Source organism: Plantactinospora solaniradicis (assembly GCF_042658085.1).
Classification (GTDB): domain Bacteria; phylum Actinomycetota; class Actinomycetes; order Mycobacteriales; family Micromonosporaceae; genus Plantactinospora; species Plantactinospora solaniradicis.
In genome coordinates this window covers 327,425-343,061 of record NZ_JBHSPR010000007.1, presented here as the reverse complement: position 1 = coordinate 343,061, position 15,637 = coordinate 327,425, and the positions used below count along the sequence as shown (strand labels likewise).

Below are 15,637 nucleotides of genomic sequence, written 5' to 3'. Positions count from 1 at the left end.
ACGAGATGGCGCAGCCGGCCGCCCGGCAGAACGATCCGGTCACCGGAACGGACCTGCACATCCTGCTGGTCCCCTCGCCAGGTGGGCCGGTGCCGACGCCGACCCCGCTGCCCTTCTCCGGCCGGCTCGTCTCGGGACTCTCCCCGGACGTGCTGATCAACGGGCTGCCGGCCGCGGTCGCCGGCAGCATGGCGCAGAACCTGCCGCCGCACCTGCCGCCGCCCGGCACCTCGTTCAGCAAGCCGCCGACCAACCAGGGCCGGGTCGTCACCGGTTCGGTCACGGTCCTGGTCAACGGGAAGCCGTTGGCCCGGCTCGGTGACCCGGTGCTGACCTGCAACGACCCGGCTGACCTCCCGGCCGGCACGATCGCCGCCGGCTCGACGGACGTGCTGGTCGGATGAGCGGGCGGAGCGAGAGGCCATGAGCGGGGCGCGGGCAGGGGCCATGAGCGGCGACTTCATCGGTCGGGGATGGGGCTTTCCCGCCACGATCTCACGCTCCGGAGCGGTACGACTCGTCGGCGGCGCCGAAGAGATCGACGCGGCGATCCGGATGATCCTGTCGACCGTCCCGGGCGAACGGGTGATGCGCCCCGAGTTCGGCTGCGCGATCTGGGATCTCGTCTTCGCCCCGCTCACCGCGGGCACCCTCGGCCTGATCGAGCAGGTGGTCCGGGAGGCGATCGAGCGGTGGGAGCCGCGGATCGTGCTGGACCGGGTCGAGGCGGTGGCCGACCAGGTGAAGGGCAGCGTCCTCATCGAACTCGACTACCGGATGCGCGCGACGAACGACCGGCGCAACCTCGTCTTCCCCTTCTACACGATCCCGACCGAGGAGCGCGATTCGTGAGCCTTCCCGCCCCGAACCTCGACGACCGGCGATTCCAGGACATCGTCGACGAGGCCAAGCGCCGAATTCCTCGACACTGTCCGGAGTGGACCGACCACAACGTCTCCGACCCGGGCGTCGCGCTGGTGGAACTCTTCGCCTGGATGACGGAGATGACCCTGTACCGGCTCAACCAGGTGCCGGACCGGCTCTACGTCAAGTTCCTCGAACTCGTCGGAGTCGAGCTCTTCTCGGCCGTACCGGCCCGGGTCGACCTGCTGTTCACGCTCACCGCGCCGCGTACGGAACCGGTCCGGGTGGCCGCCGGGACGCAGGTGAGCACCGAACGCAGCGGCGACGAGGACCCGCTCGTCTTCCTCACCGACGAGGACCTGCGGATCGTGCCTCCGGAACTGGTCGCCTGCCTCATCCAGAGCGAGGGCCGGTTCGAAGACCACTGGGACGACCTGCGGCGGGACGGTTCGGCCGTACGCCTGTTTCCCACCCTGCGTCCGGACGAGGCCGTCTACTTCGGGTTCGCTTCCTCCGCCGGGGCGAACCTGATCCGGCTCGACGTGACGACCGGGCCGGAAGGCGCGGGTGTCGACCCCCGGCGACCGCCCCGGGTCTGGGAGGCATGGGACGGCCGCGACTGGCGTCCGGTGCGGATCCTCGACGACACCAGCGCCGGGTTCAACACCCCGGGCCAGGTCACCCTGCTGGTGCCGCCCCGGCACGAGACCCTCGCCCTGGGCACCCGCCGGGCCCACTGGCTGCGCTGCCGGCTGGTCCGGCCGGAGCCCGGCCAGCCCGGCTACACCAACCCGCCCGAGCTGGAGTCGCTCACCGTGGTCGCCCTCGGCGGGTCCGCCTCGGCCCACCACGCCGAGCCGGCCCCGGCGGAACTGGTCGGCGTCAGCGACGGCCGACCCGGTCAGGTCTTCCAGGTACGCCGGATTCCGGTCCTGCCCCGCCGGCCCGGCGAGACCGTCCGCGTGGTGCTGCCCCGCCACGACCGCTCCACCGAGCCCGAGGAGCAGGAGTGGACGGAGGTGGCCGACCTGGCCGACGCCACCGTCGACGACCGCGTGTTCACCTGGTCCGGGGCGACCGGCGAGATCCGGTTCGGCCCTCAGGTGCTGGACCGGGAGGGTCGGGTGTGGCAGCACGGGGCGGTTCCGCCGATCGACGCCCAGGTCGTGGTGACCGGTTACCGCTTCGGTGGGGGCCGGCGGGGCAACGTCCCGGCTGGCCGGTTGACCGTGCTGCACACGTCGATCCCCTTCGTCGCGTCGGTGACCAACCTCGATCCGAGCACCGGCGGGGTGGACGCGGAGACGGTGGAGAACGCGAAGGTGCGCGGGCCGCTGCTGCTCCGGGGCGGTCGGCGGGCGGTCACCGCGGAGGACATCGAGCGGCTCACCCTGGACGCGGCGCCGGCCGTCGCCCGGGCGCGTTGCCTGCCGCCCGAGCGTCCCGGTGAGCCGGCCCGGCTGCTCGTCGTACCCCGGGTGGACGTGGCGCCCGAGTCGCTCGGGCTCGACGATCTCGCCGTACCGGCCGAGCTGGAGGAGCAGATCAAGGCGTACCTCGAACCACGCCGCCTGCTCACCATGCGGATCCGGATCCAGACCCCTCGCTACCAGGGCGTGAAGGTGGTCGCCGAGGTCCGGGCCGGGCCCGGGGTGCGCACCGAGACGGTACGCGAGCGCGCCGAGCAGGCACTGTACGCGTTCCTGAATCCACTCACCGGCGGGCCCGGTGGCCAGGGCTGGCCGTTCGGAGTGGACCTGCGGCTGGGCGACGCGTACTCGGTGCTGCACGACGCGTTCGGTGTGCAGGGCGTGGAGGCGGTCCATTTCTTCCCCGTCGACCTGCGCCGTCAGGAGACCCTGGACCAGGTCGACCAGCGGGTACGGCTCATTCCCGAGGCACTGTTCATGTCCTTCCAGCATCGGGTGGTGGTGCAGCAGTGAGCGGATGGCTGGCCGCCCAGCTGCCGAGGGTGCTCGCCGCCGACCCCGTCGTCCACGGCTTCGTGTCGGCCTTCGAGGAGATCGCGGACTCGGTGCGTGATCGGATCGACAGCGTCGAGCACCAGCTCGACGTCGGGTTGGCGAGCCCGGAGATGCTGCACTTCCTGGCCTCGTGGCTGGGGCTCGAACTGGAGCCGACCGACCCGCCGGAGTATCAGCGGGAACTGGTCCGGGAGGTGGGCCAGCTACTCGGCTGGCGGGGCACCCGGTACGGCATCGAGGGATTGCTCACCGCCGCGACCGGGTCCCGGGTGCTGGTGTCCGACGGCGGCGGCGTCTACGGGCAGCACGACGACATTCCGCCCCCCGATCCGACGGTGACGGTACGTCTCGACCACACGGGTCAGCTCACCGAACGGCAGGTGCACGGCATCCTGGAGGCGGAACTGCCGCTGGGCGCGGAGTTGCGGCTCGACGTACGTTTTCCGGCTCGTGGCGAAGCGGGGTCGGGCGGCGGGCGTACCCGTGGTTCCGGCGGCGCGACGGGAGGTGGCGCCGGTGGCCGGTGACTACGGCGTCGGGCCGGCCCCGGCGACCTGCCCCGACTGCGGTGGGCCGGTACGACCGGACCGGGAGCGGCTCTGTCCGCGCTGTGGCTATCCGCTGATGTTCCTGCGGCACGATCCGGAGCCCGAGGCGCGGGTGGTGGCCCGTGCACCGGGGGAACGGGACGACGCGACGGCGATCTTCCCTCCGCCCGGTACGCCGGCCCGGCAGACACCCGGCACCGTCCGGCGGCCAGCCCGACCGGGTGAGGTCGCCTGTCCCAGTTGCGGGTACGGCAACCCGCACAGCCGGGTCCGATGTCAGCGGTGCGGCCGGGAGTTGCGCGTCGTGCACCCCGTCGTGGTGATGCCGCCACCGTTGCCACCGGCGCCGCCGCCGTTCCGGGCCCCGCCCCGGTACGGGCTGATCGCCCTCGTCAGTACGCTGCTCATCGCGCTCCTCGTGCTCCTCGCGTTGATGCTCATCCGGTCGGACGTGTTCCAGAAGAGCGCGGCCGGGCAGCCCACCGCGACCATCACGGGTTCGGTCGGGTTCGAGCCGGCAGGAAACTGGCGGGCGGGGGTCAACCCGGGACGGGCGTGAACCGGAGCCGTTCGACGGCGGCCGGCGGAGGCTCGGCGGTGAGATCGGCCGGCAGGCCCCGGATCAACAGGTAGTCGATTCCGCCGTGCCGGCCGTCGTCGGCGGCGGTCAGGCCGTCCTGGATGGACCGGGACAGGTCACGGTAGACCACCTCCAACCGGCGCTTGCCGTCGCCGGCGAGTACCACCTCGGCCGCGGCGGCCGGGACGACGAATCTGACCTGTACCGGTACGAAGTTGCACGCGCTGGGATCGTCGGCCTGGGCGCCGGTGAGGAACCATCCACCGGAGCCGTCGCCGCGCACCGCCACGGCGGTGGCCGTGAGACATTCGGCGGGGCCGTCCCGGTCCGGTAGACCGCTGAGCAGGATGCCGTCGGACCGGAACGCGTCGCTGGGAACGATGCCGCCGCCGGTGTCGGCGAACGGGCGGGTCAGGTCGATCTCCCGTTCGCGGGGCGGCTCGGCGCCGGTCACCGTCGGCGTGGCGCCCGTGGTCGGGGTTCCGCCCATGGTCGGCGTGCCGCTCGGAGCACTCGGGGCCGGCGTGGCGGACGGGGACTGGGCGGGGTTGCCGCCGGCCGTGGGCGCGGTGCCGCCGCCGGCCAGCGGGGTTGGCGTCGTGGCGGCCGGAGTGTCCGGGCGCGCGATGACCGCGGCGAGCACCACGGCGGCGGCCAGCACGAGCACGCCGCCCGCCATTCCGGCGACGCGGGTCAGCCGGGAGGCGAATCGGGGTCGCTGGACGAAGGTCGCCCCGGTGTGTGCGACCACGCCGACACCGCTGGCTTCGATGCGCAGCGCACGTTGCTTCTCCCGGTTCCACGGGATGGGCGCCTTCACCGACAGGAGGGCCCGGACGGTGGTGCCGAGCGGCAGGTCCACCGTGGGCGGCTGGAACTGTGCGAGCACCCGGCGTTCGGGGTCGGTGGCGGCCAGCCGTAGCCGCAGTGGCGTGTTGCCGGCATTGGTGAGCGCGACGTCGTACCGGGCGGTCCGGCCTCCGGTCGCGACCTCCGGCTCGATCCGGATCGCCACCTGGTCGACCGGGGCGATCGTCAACGGCAGTTCCTCGCAGCAGGAGACGTCGTCGCGGTAGCGGGAGCGGAGGAGCACGCCGAGGACGTGGGAGCCGGCCGGGGCCGGCGGGTCCCTGCGTACCTCGAAGGTGATCGACGCGGTGCCGGTCTCGCCGGGACGGAGCTTGGTCACGTCCGGCTCCGTGCGGGCGCGCCAGCCGTCGGGCAGGCCCAGGGTGTCGACGACGTAGTGCTCGACCACGTCGCTGGTGTTGCTTACCGTCACCTCGATGACGGGTGCGTCGCCGGGCGCCACGTCCAGCCGGTCGGGCGACAACGTCACCCGGAGCGGTAAGGCCATGCTGCCTCCTTCGGCTGCGGGTTCCGCACCAGCGACCCTCGTCCGAAGAAATCCTCGCACCGGCCCGCAACAGGGGCAACGACGACGGAGTCGGTCTTCCGGCACCGACCAGTCAGTCCGGATCGGCACCGGGAAGGCCGGGTCCGGTACGGTCGCCGGCCGGCCGGCGGGCAGAGCGCGGAGGCGCAGAACTACACCGCTGGGCCGTACTCACGATCAGGCAGGGCCACGTCGGACAGTGGACGCTCCGGATCGGTGGCGAACTGGACGAGCAGGACCGTCAGCTGGGCGAGCAGGTGTTCGACCGTTGCCGGCCGGACCCGGCGTCGGTCGTACGTGGTGTGCAGGCCGAGCCGTTCACCCGGTACGACGAGCAGGGTGAGCGGGTGGTGCGACGACGACCACCGGCCCTCGAAGCGCATTGACAGGGTCGACGCGTCGGCCGTACCGGTGAACAGGTCGTTGTCGACCGGGTAGTTCTCGAAGTCGACCAACGTCTCGAACAGTGGCGAACCGGGAGGCGTCCCGGTCCAGGACTGGATCCGGTCCAGCGGCACATGGTCGAACGGGCGGGACAGCGCCTGATGCTGTTGCAGTTGTCGTAGCCAGGCGCCGACGGGCTGCTCGGGCTGGATTCTCACCCGGACCGGCAGCGTGTTGACGAGCGGCCCGACCATGTTCTGCGACTCCTCGGCCTCCACCCGTCGGCCGGACACCGTCGCGCCGAAGACGACGTCGGTCTCCCCGCTGTGCGCCGCCAGCAGCCGGGCCCAGCATCCGTGCAGCACGGTCTCCAGGGTGACCCGCTGCTGACGGGCGGTCTCGTGCAGCCGTGCGGTGTCGTCGCCGCCCACTTCGACGCGGTGCTCGGCGAACGGGTCGTCCACCGCGGACGTGCTCTTGGGACCGACCGCGTCGGCCGGGCCGAACACGTCCGCCGGCCCCGGCGCGCCCGTGGGCCCGGGGACGTCCACCAGCCCGGACCTGTCACCCGGCCAGAACCGGCCGCTCGGCCCGGGCGCCTCCCCCGGCCGGGGCACCTCCACCGGCCGGGGCACGTCCATCGGCCGGGGCACCTCCGTCGCGCCGGACACCGCCGTCGACCCGGAGACGTGAGGCGCACCGAACTCGTCCGCCGGCCCGTCCGGCTGGTCGGTCGGGAGTGGAGTCGGTGCGGACCGTCCGGCCAGTTCGGTGCGCCAGAACCCCTCCGCGCCGGTGAGGTCCCGGCTGGCCAACCAGGCGACATGGTCCCGGAACGGTGCCGGAGTCGGCAGTCCGGACTCGCGGTCCTCGATCACCGCCCGATACTCCTCCAGTGCCTCCCGGAGCAGGATCGGGCAGCTCCATCCGTCGATGACCAGATGATGCGCGGTCCACACGAACAGGTGCTCGGTTTCGGACACCCGGAGCAGGGCGAACCGGGACAGCGGCGGAGCGGTCAGCGCGAACCCCCGGGCCCGGTCGGCCGCGAGGAACTCCGCCAGGCCACGCCGGCGCTGGCAGGCCCGGATGGTCCGCAGATCGTCGACGTACCACTCCGGCGCCGGTGCCGTCGGCACGACCACCTGCACCGGCTCCTCGAGCCCCTGCCAGACGAACCCGGTCCGCAACGTGGCGTGTCGGGCGATCACCCGGTTCCAGGCGAGCTGGAAGTCGGCCACCCGCAGCCGCCCGCGGACGATGAGCCGTACCTGTTCGAGATAGCTCGTCGGGCTCGGGTTCCGGCCCGGGCCCGGTTCGGCGAGAGCCTGGCGGAGGACGCCACGTTGGACCGGCGAGAGTGGATAGCTCTGCTCGACGTCCACCTGACTGGTCACCTCGGTACCCCCGGCGTTCGGACAGCAAGTGGCGCAACCGGGTCAGGGTGTACCCGCAGCGTGATGACAAGTGAAAGCCTCATGTGGGCAGCGACAACTCCCTGTCCGATCGACTGCCGATAAGGAGCCGGCGACTCGTGGCACGGTGGGACCGCTCCTTCGACGCCGAGTGTCGCCGACGTTACCAGGGGTGGTGCGTTGCTGTCTCGCTCCTATGTCCGGGTCGGCGTGTACGGGTCGTCCCGGTCGCCGGTCCGGCGCCCGGAGGGATCAGGGTCGGTAGATGGGGGAGATCTCAGGGCATCGAGGGAGGCGGGCCCGTCGACGCGTCGCCCAGACTGTCCGCATGCTTACGTGCACCGATCCGGCGCGGGCCCGCCCACCGGCCGGTCGGCGCCGGTCCGTGATCGTGGCGGGCATGGCCGCCGTGGCCGCCGTGATGGTGGCCGGCGGACTGATCCGCGACCGGGTGCCACCGCTGGACGCCTGGATCCTGACGAACCTGTACGCCCCGGCCGACGGGGATCTCGCCGGTCTGGCGACAGTGGCCAGTGGCGCGGGCACCCTGGCGGCCCTGGCGATGCTGCTGATCGCTCTCGGTCAGCTGGTCCTGCGCGGTCGGCGGCGGGCGGTGGGGTACGCCACCCGGCACCTGGTTCTGCTGGTCGGCTGCCTCACCCCGATGCTGCTGCAGGCGGTGTTCCAACGGCCGGGGCCACCCGTCGCCGCGACGGACTGGACGTATCCGAGCGGGCACGCCGTCGTCGTGACCGCCGCCGCCCTCACCACGGTGCTGGTGTCCCGACCACTGACCCGGGGCTGGCGGGTGCCGATGGCGACGACGGCGGTCACCGCCGTACTGCTCGTGTCGGCCAGTCGGGTGCTGTTGGGCGAGCACTACCTCGTCGACGTCGTGGCCGCCGTGGTGGTGACGGTCGGCGTCGGGCTGCTGCTCGCGGCGGCGCTGCGGTTGTGGCCAACGGGCCGCGCCGCCGCCTGACGAGTCTCCGTCCGGTTCAGGCCGCTTTCCGTTGGTCCGCTTTCCGTTCGTCCGCTTCCCGTTCGTCCACGTCACGCAGCAGCATGTCGTCCGAGGACTCCCGACGTACCAGGGTGGTGATCCGCCCGTCCCGGACGCTCAGCAGCGGCGGGCGGCCGACCAGGTGGTAGTTGGAGGCGCGGGAGTGGTGGTACGCCCCGGATCCGGCCACCGCGAGCAGGTCGCCCGGATGTACGTCGGCCGGCAGCGTCAGCGCCGGGACGATCACGTCGTCGGCGTCGTTGTGCCGGCCGACGACGGTGGCCCGCACCGGCTGGGCACAGGTGGTCCGTCCGAACAGCACGGCGCTGTGCCGGCCGCCGCAGAGCGCACCCGACGGGCAGTCGGTCATGCCGCCGTCGACGGCGACGAGGATGTGCCCGTCCGGGCCCTTGTTCACCGACACCACGTGGTAGAGCGTGATACCGGCCCGCGACACGATGGCCCGACCCGGTGACACCGTCAACTGCGGAACCGGGAGATCGTGCCGGTCCGCGGCCAGCCGCAACACGGACCGGATCCGGCCGGCGAAGGCGGCCAGCGCGAGGCTCGGGTCGCCGCCCGAGTAGGCGACCGCATGGCCACCGCCGAGGTTCAACTCCGTCGGCTCGACGCCGTGCCGGGCCCGCATCTCGGCGAGGAACTCCAGCACGCCGCGCACCTCGCGCTCGTACACGCTGAACCGGCTGACCTGGTGACCGACCGAACAGTCCACACCGACCAGGGCCAGCCGGGGCTGGGCGACGATCCGGGCCACGGCGGTCGCCGCCTCACCCGAGGCGATCCGCAGCCCGAACCGGCAGTCGGCGCCCTCGGCCGGCTCCGTGCCGCCGAGCACCCGCAGCAGGACCCGCTGGCCCTGCGGCGCGGTCGCCGCCAGCCGGGTGATCTCGCCGAGCGACTCGACGACGATCGTGCCGACCCGGCCGGCGTACGCGGCCTCGAGGTCCTCCGGCGTCTTCGCGCTGCCGTACAGGACGATCCTGTCGGCCGGAAATCCGGCGGCCAGGGCGACCCGGAGTTCGCCTGCGGAGCCGACGTAGAGTCGCAGACCCTCGGCGGCGAGCCAACGCGCGATGCCCCGGCTGAGCAGGGCCTTCGCGGTGTACGCGACGCCGTCGCGGCCGAACGCGGTCAGGTAGTCGCGGCACCGCTGCCGTACGTCGGCCTCGTCGAGCACGTACGTCGGTGTTCCGTGCCCGGCCACCACGGCCGTCATCGCGACCCCGCCGATGGTCAGGTCGCCGTGCTCGCCCCAGGCTGCCGTCGCCGGCCACACCTCGGTCAACGGCACCCGCAGTGAGGAGCGCAACGACGGGATGATGTCCGACAGGGTCATCGTCCGGCCCCCGTTCCGATCGGAAGGTCTCCGAGCCGGCGGTCCCGCGATGCCGACCGTCGCCGGACCACGGTTCCGGACTGTTTCGTCGAGCGCGCCCGTACCGGAAGTGGTTCGGTCGGGCGCTGCCCTGCCGCGCCGATCACGAGGTGAGTGCTGGTGGCGCTCGCTCCGCCCCGGATCCGCATGGTGGTGATCAGCCGGTCCAGTTCGGGCAGGTCCCGACACGAGACGTGCAGTACGAGGTCGATGTCACCGACGACCTGCCAGGCGGCCCTGACGGACGGCTCGCCGGTCAGGAACCGCCGGAACCCCGCCCGGTCGGGTCCGGGTAACCGGACGAACACCAGGGCCTGGACGGCGGAGAGCGACTCCGGTTCATTCGTTGTCACGAGACCGACGGTGGCGCGCCGGACGGCGATCCGCCAGCACCGTTGACGGGCCCGATACGGCTGCGACGCTTTCCCGCACGCGGCCCATACGCCGCCCGCTCGTCCGGGCTCCGGCACCCTGTCCCGGGGTCGCCAGCTCCGGAAACGGACCCGTCGCGACCTCGGCTTCGACCCCGGCGCCGTCGGGGTGTGAAGAATCCGGCCGCCGCCGTAGTGAACGCGTCAACCAGGGTTGGCCGACGGCGCCGCCGTGGTTGACATCGAGCGGACACATTCGTTCTGCGGGGGTGAGGTGTGTGTGATGGCTGCCGATTCCGATGGTCTTTCCGGACAGGTCGCCGACCGTGCGCCGACCGGGATCAGCGTCGCGATCGGCAGCGTGCTGATCGTGGTCGCCGCGGTTGCGGCCGCGGCGCTGTTCCCGGCGGGCGAGGTCGCGGGCCGGTTGGTCGTGATGGCCGTCGTCGTGGCCGGATACGCGGCGCTCGTCCCGGACTTATGGGCCGTAATGTCCGTTTCCGGGCTGTCTGTTCCTGTTTTCATCGGATTTCTTGCCAACCGATTCGGCGAGCTGACGACCCGACACGGTGACCTCTGGTGGTACGCGTTGACGATCGGCGTCGCCACCGTGCTCGGAATCGGGTACCGGCGGGTCCGGAGTGCCGCGCTAATCCACCCGGCCGCCCCCGTCGGCGAGGTAGTCGTGCCAGGTGATCCGTCCCCGGTTTCCGGTCGCGCTCGTGAGCGCCCCGGTGCGAAAGGCCCGACCCAGCCGGCCCGGCACGGGTAGCCGGAGCACCGGTCGGCGGACCTGCCGGACGGTGAGCCAGTCCCGGAGTCCTTCGGCGAAACCGACCACCACCGGCCCGGCGAACTCCTCGATCGCGCCGCCGGGGGCGGCCGTCACCCGCCGCACGAGGTGCGCGGCGACGTCGCGTACGTCCACCGGTTGCCCGACGATCTCCGGATCGACCGGCAGGACGGGCAACCGGGCCAGCTTGGTCATCGCCTCGTCCAGCAGGTCGTGGAACTGGGTGACCCGGAGCACCGTCCAGGGCACCGGCCCGGCCGCCACGATCGCCTCGGCCTCGACCTTGGCCTTGAAGTACGGCCACGGCACGCGGTCGGCGCCGACGATCGACAGGTACACCAGGTGCCGTACCCCGGCCCGGCCGGCGGCCTCGACCAGCCGGCGGGTGCCGTCCACGTCCACCCGCCGGGTGTAGCCCCGCTGGTACGGCGCAGACGCCAGATGGACGACGGTGTCGATGTCGCCGACCGCCGTGCCGAGACCCTCGCCGCTCGCCAGGTCAACCCGCGCCCAGTCGATCCGGCCCGGGTCGATCCGGCCCGGGTCGATTCCGGGACCGCCCGCCGGTGCGGTGCGACTCGTCGCCCGGACGGCATGCCCGGCGCGCACCAGTTCGGGGGTCAGCACCCGGCCGAGGCGCCCGGTCGCTCCCGTGATCAGGATGTTCATCGCTTCTCCCCGTCTCCTGCCCGCCCGGTCGGCCCGGTCCGACCCGACGGCCCGGTCGACGACGTCGGCGACTCTTCGTGGTTCCACCCAGGGCAGACGGGACAAGCCCGCGCGATGTGACCGACGACGGCGACGTACGGGTGACCGACCCGTCCCGACGGGACGGTCCGGTCGCCCCGTTCCGGGCGTCGGGACCGGTCGACCCTCCGGGGTCGTCCGATCGCCCCTGCCGTGACGTTGTCGACACGCCGACACGACATCTTGGGTGTGACTTTCCGAGCGTCCCTATATATGGTGTTGACCGCAGCTGGTTCGGCCGCCGTCATCCGTTGGCGGTCGAGGCAAGAGGGAACCCGGTGCAAGTCCGGGACTGCCCCGCAGCGGTGAGTGGGAACGACCGCCGTCATCACGCACTGGGTTCGTCCGGCCAGAAGCCGGGCCGCCCGGGAAGCGACGGCCAGTAGGAGAACACGGGCTCGTCCGTGCCTGCCCGCGAGTCCGAAGACCTGCCAGCGCGCCGCGTACGGACCCGTGCGCGGCGGTTCGAGGCCGCGCGGGACGGCCGACGCCACCGACGTACGCCGCCGCGTGCCCGTCGGCGTCCTCCGCGTGCCCCCGGACCGAACCGGACCGAGCTCGCGAGGAGAGAGTTGTGACGGTCACCGAGGTCCTGCCGGTCGATTCCGGAGCGGGGGACGACACCAGCACCGCGCCCCGGCGTCCCCAGATGCGGGTGCGTAAACGTAACGGCGACACCGAGCCGGTCGACGTCAACAAGATCGTCCGGGCGGTGGAACGCTGGGCGGACGACCTGACCGACGTCGACCCGCTGCGGGTCGCGACCCGGACCATCAGCGGCCTGTACGACGGTGCCAGCACCGCCGAACTGGATCGGCTGTCCATCCAGACCGCCGCCGGGATGATCGGTGAGGAGCCGCAGTACTCCCGGTTGGCCGCCCGGCTGCTGGCCGGGTACATCGACAAGGAGGTCCGGGGTCAGGGCATCGCCTCGTTCAGCCAGGCGATCGGGCTCGGTCACCAGCACGGGCTGATCGGTGACGAGACGGCGGAGTTCGTCCGGCTCAACGCCCGCAAGCTCGACGACGCCGTCGATCCGGACGCCGACCGGCGGTTCGAGTACTTCGGACTCCGTACGGTCTACGACCGGTACCTGTTGCGGCATCCGACCGACCGGCTCGTGGTGGAGACGCCGCAGTACTGGCTGCTGCGGGTGGCCTGTGGCCTGTCCCGTACGGCGGGCGAGGCGATCGGCCTCTACCGGCTGATGGCGTCGCTCGCGTACCTGCCCAGTTCGCCGACGCTGTTCAACTCCGGCACCCGGCACACTCAGATGTCGTCCTGTTACCTGGTCGACTCGCCGCGCGACGAACTCACCTCGATCTACGAGCGGTACGCCCAGGTGGCGCACCTGTCGAAGTTCGCCGGAGGGATCGGCATCGCCTGGTCCCGGGTGCGCTCGCGCGGCGCGCTGATCCGGGGCACCAACGGTCAGTCCAACGGGATCGTGCCGTTCCTGCGCACTCTGGACTCGTCGGTGGCGGCGGTCAACCAGGGCGGCCGGCGCAAGGGCGCGGCCTGCGCCTACCTGGAGCCGTGGCATCCCGACATCGAGGAGTTCCTGCAACTGCGGGACAACACGGGCGAGGATGCCCGGCGTACCCACAATCTGAACCTGGCCAACTGGATCCCGGACGAGTTCATGCGACGGGTCGAGGCGGACGGGACGTGGTCACTGTTCGATCCGGACGAGGTGCCGGAACTGCCCGACCTGTGGGGCGAGGCGTTCGACGCGGCGTACCGGGCGGCCGAGGAACAGGGCCGGTACGTGCGCCAGGTCAAGGCCCGGGACCTGTACGGCCGGATGATGCGCACGCTGGCCCAGACCGGAAACGGCTGGATGACCTTCAAGGACACGTCCAACCGGCTGTGCAACCAGACCGCCGAGCCGGGCAACGTCGTGCACCTGTCCAACCTCTGCACGGAGATCATCGAGGTGTCCAGCGACACCGAGACCGCCGTGTGCAATCTCGGCTCGATCAACCTGGCCGCCCACCTGCTGACCGCCACCGGTGCCGACGGGGCCGACGACGGCATCGACTGGGCGCGGCTGCGCGACACCGTCCGGACCGCCGTGACGTTCCTCGACCGGGTGATCGACATCAACTACTACCCGAGTACGGAGGCAGCGGCGAGCAATCCGCGCTGGCGCCCGGTCGGGCTCGGCGTGATGGGGCTCCAGGACGTCTTCTTCGCACTCCGGATGCCCTTCGACTCGGCACCGGCGGTGGAACTGTCGACCAGGATCGCCGAGGAGATCTACCTGACCGCCCTGGAGACCTCGGCCGACCTGGCCGAGCGGTTCGGTGCGCATCCGGCGTACCCGTCGACCCGGGCGGCGGCCGGTCAGCTCCAGCCAGACCTGTGGGGCGTTTCCGGCACCCAGTCGGAGCGTTGGGCCGCGCTGCGGCAGCGGATCGCGGCGCACGGCCTACGCAACTCCCTGCTGGTGGCGATCGCCCCCACCGCCACCATCGCCTCGATCGCCGGCTGCTACGAGTGCATCGAGCCGCAGGTGTCCAACCTGTTCAAGCGGGAAACGCTCAGCGGCGAGTTCCTCCAGATCAACGCCGCCCTGGTAGCGGAGTTGAAGGCACGTGGATTGTGGACCGAACAGATCCGGACCGCGATCAAGCGGGCCGACGGCTCGGTGCAGGGCATCGAGGAGCTTCCGGCGGAACTGCGCGAGCTGTTCCGTACGGCCTGGGAGCTGCCGCAACGGGCGTTGATCGACCTGGCCGCCGCTCGGGCTCCATACGTGGACCAGTCGCAGTCGCTCAACCTCTTCATAGCGGCGCCGGACATCGGACGGCTCAGCTCGATGTACCTGTACGCCTGGAAGTCCGGCCTGAAGACCACCTACTACCTGCGCTCCCGCCCCGCCACCCGCATCCAGCAGGCCACCGTCGGCCTGGGTGTAAGGAAGGGCCCCTTGTTATCGCTTTCTGTTGTAGAAGGGCCCCTTCCTAACACCTCGGACGACGAGGTGCTGGCGTGTTCGTTGGAGAACCCCGAGGCATGCGAGGCCTGCCAGTGAGCGCGATCGACGAGGGTGCGACCGGCCAGGGCACCGCTGGGCGTACGGCGCCGATGCTGCTCGATCCCGGGATGGACCTGACGCTGCGGCCGATGCGGTACCCGCACTTCTTCGACCGGTTCCGGGACGCGATCAAGAACACCTGGACGGTCGAGGAGGTCGACCTGCACTCCGACCTGGCCGACCTGGACCGGCTCTCCCCGGCGGAGCGGCACCTGGTCAGCCGGCTGGTGGCGTTCTTCGCCACCGGCGACACGATCGTCGCCAACAATCTGGTGCTCAACCTCTATCAGCACGTCAACTCGCCGGAGGGGCGGCTCTACCTGTCCCGGCAGCTGTTCGAGGAGGCGGTGCACGTCCAGTTCTACCTCAACCTCCTCGACACGTACGTGCCGGACGAGGGGGAGCGGTTCGCCGCGTTCGCCGCGGTCGAGAACATCCCGTCGATCCGGCGGAAGGCCGAGTTCTGCTTCCGCTGGATCGACTCGGTCTTCGATCTTCGAGAGTTGAAGACCCGGGACGACCGGCGGGCGTTCCTGCTGAACCTGATCTGTTTCGCCGCCTGCATCGAGGGGCTGTTCTTCTACGGCGCCTTCGCGTACGTCTACTTTCTCCGCTCGCGGGGGCTGCTGCACGGGCTCGCCTCCGGCACCAACTGGGTGTTCCGGGACGAGTCCATGCACATGGCGTTCGCCTTCGACGTGGTGGAGACGGTACGTCGGGAGGAGCCGGAGCTGTTCGACGACGAGTTGGCCGGGCAGGTCCGGGAGATGCTGGCCGAGGCGGTGGAGTGCGAGGTGCAGTTCGCCGAGGACCTGCTGGAACAGGGAGTTTCCGGGCTGTCCCTGCCGGACATGCGGGAGTACCTCCAGTACGTGGCGGACCGCCGGCTGGCCCAGCTCGACATCGCCCCGCTCTACGGGTCGGCCAACCCGTTCGCCTTCATGGAGTTGCAGGACGTGCAGGAACTGTCGAACTTCTTCGAGCGGCGGGTGTCGGCGTACCAGGTCGGGGTGGGTGGCACGGTCCGGTTCGACGACGACTTCTGATCCCGGCGACGGCGGTACGGGGTGGAGCAGGCCATGCCATCGCCGTCCGGCGGGTCGACCTTCCCGGTC

At 71.5% G+C, this 15,637-nt stretch carries 13 protein-coding genes and 1 riboswitch; of the genes, 8 read left to right on the top strand and 5 right to left on the bottom strand.

Features of this window, described 5'->3' with window-relative positions:
* The first annotated feature begins 5 nt into the window (after positions 1–5).
* From ACFP2T_RS07595 to ACFP2T_RS07575, 5 genes are read left to right on the top strand one after another with little or no spacing between them, the layout of a single operon-like run.
* Positions 6–404 (top strand): PAAR domain-containing protein, encoded by a 399-nt coding sequence (locus ACFP2T_RS07595; protein WP_377419063.1) that lies wholly within the window; start codon positions 6–8, stop codon positions 402–404.
* A gap of 43 nt (positions 405–447) precedes the next feature.
* On the top strand, positions 448–852 hold the full coding sequence (locus tag ACFP2T_RS07590; protein ID WP_377419060.1) for a GPW/gp25 family protein: 405 nt from the start codon (positions 448–450) through the stop codon (positions 850–852).
* Positions 849–2,807 carry a putative baseplate assembly protein gene (locus tag ACFP2T_RS07585; RefSeq protein ID WP_377419057.1) on the top strand — a complete coding sequence of 653 codons (1,959 nt, stop codon included), beginning with the start codon at positions 849–851 and terminating at the stop codon, positions 2,805–2,807. Before ACFP2T_RS07590 ends, ACFP2T_RS07585 begins: the two co-directional genes overlap by 4 nt.
* Positions 2,804–3,376, top strand: coding sequence for a phage tail protein (locus ACFP2T_RS07580; protein WP_377419054.1), 573 nt, complete (start codon positions 2,804–2,806; stop codon positions 3,374–3,376). Before ACFP2T_RS07585 ends, ACFP2T_RS07580 begins: the two co-directional genes overlap by 4 nt.
* Positions 3,366–3,956 carry a TFIIB-type zinc ribbon-containing protein gene (locus ACFP2T_RS07575; RefSeq protein WP_377419051.1) on the top strand — a complete coding sequence of 197 codons (591 nt, stop codon included), beginning with the start codon at positions 3,366–3,368 and terminating at the stop codon, positions 3,954–3,956. Before ACFP2T_RS07580 ends, ACFP2T_RS07575 begins: the two co-directional genes overlap by 11 nt.
* Here ACFP2T_RS07575 and ACFP2T_RS07570 read toward each other — a convergent pair.
* Positions 3,937–5,334 (bottom strand): COG1470 family protein, encoded by a 1,398-nt coding sequence (locus tag ACFP2T_RS07570; protein ID WP_377419048.1) that lies wholly within the window; start codon positions 5,332–5,334, stop codon positions 3,937–3,939. The genes ACFP2T_RS07575 and ACFP2T_RS07570 overlap by 20 nt on opposite strands.
* Positions 5,335–5,525: 191 nt before the next feature.
* Positions 5,526–7,154, bottom strand: a complete 1,629-nt coding sequence (locus ACFP2T_RS07565; protein ID WP_377419045.1) for a condensation domain-containing protein — start codon at positions 7,152–7,154, stop codon at positions 5,526–5,528.
* 346 nt (positions 7,155–7,500) lie between these two features.
* Here ACFP2T_RS07565 and ACFP2T_RS07560 point away from each other — a divergent pair, with 346 nt between their 5' ends.
* Complete coding sequence (locus ACFP2T_RS07560) at positions 7,501–8,154, top strand: phosphatase PAP2 family protein (RefSeq protein ID WP_377419043.1); 654 nt, start codon at positions 7,501–7,503, stop codon at positions 8,152–8,154.
* 16 nt (positions 8,155–8,170) lie between these two features.
* On the opposite strand, the gene ACFP2T_RS07555 is transcribed toward ACFP2T_RS07560, so the two are convergent.
* The 3 genes from ACFP2T_RS07555 to ACFP2T_RS07545 all read right to left on the bottom strand — a co-directional run bounded on the left by ACFP2T_RS07555 (position 8,171) and on the right by ACFP2T_RS07545 (position 11,404).
* Positions 8,171–9,532 carry a diaminopimelate decarboxylase family protein gene (locus tag ACFP2T_RS07555; RefSeq protein WP_377419040.1) on the bottom strand — a complete coding sequence of 454 codons (1,362 nt, stop codon included), beginning with the start codon at positions 9,530–9,532 and terminating at the stop codon, positions 8,171–8,173.
* Positions 9,529–9,924: an Lrp/AsnC family transcriptional regulator gene (locus tag ACFP2T_RS07550; protein WP_377419038.1), complete on the bottom strand. Its 396-nt coding sequence runs from the start codon at positions 9,922–9,924 to the stop codon at positions 9,529–9,531. Before ACFP2T_RS07550 ends, ACFP2T_RS07555 begins: the two co-directional genes overlap by 4 nt.
* A 667-nt stretch (positions 9,925–10,591) precedes the next feature.
* On the bottom strand, positions 10,592–11,404 hold the full coding sequence (locus ACFP2T_RS07545; RefSeq protein WP_377419036.1) for an SDR family oxidoreductase: 813 nt from the start codon (positions 11,402–11,404) through the stop codon (positions 10,592–10,594).
* Positions 11,405–11,695: 291 nt separating this feature from the next.
* Positions 11,696–11,932, top strand: a riboswitch (cobalamin riboswitch).
* A 199-nt stretch (positions 11,933–12,131) separates the two neighbouring features.
* On the opposite strand from ACFP2T_RS07545, the gene ACFP2T_RS07540 reads away from it, so the two are divergent.
* Complete coding sequence (locus tag ACFP2T_RS07540; RefSeq protein WP_377419935.1) at positions 12,132–14,519, top strand: ribonucleoside-diphosphate reductase subunit alpha; 2,388 nt, start codon at positions 12,132–12,134, stop codon at positions 14,517–14,519.
* Positions 14,520–14,572: 53 nt separating this feature from the next.
* On the top strand, positions 14,573–15,568 hold the full coding sequence (locus ACFP2T_RS07535; RefSeq protein WP_377419933.1) for a ribonucleotide-diphosphate reductase subunit beta: 996 nt from the start codon (positions 14,573–14,575) through the stop codon (positions 15,566–15,568).
* Positions 15,569–15,637 lie beyond the last annotated feature (69 nt).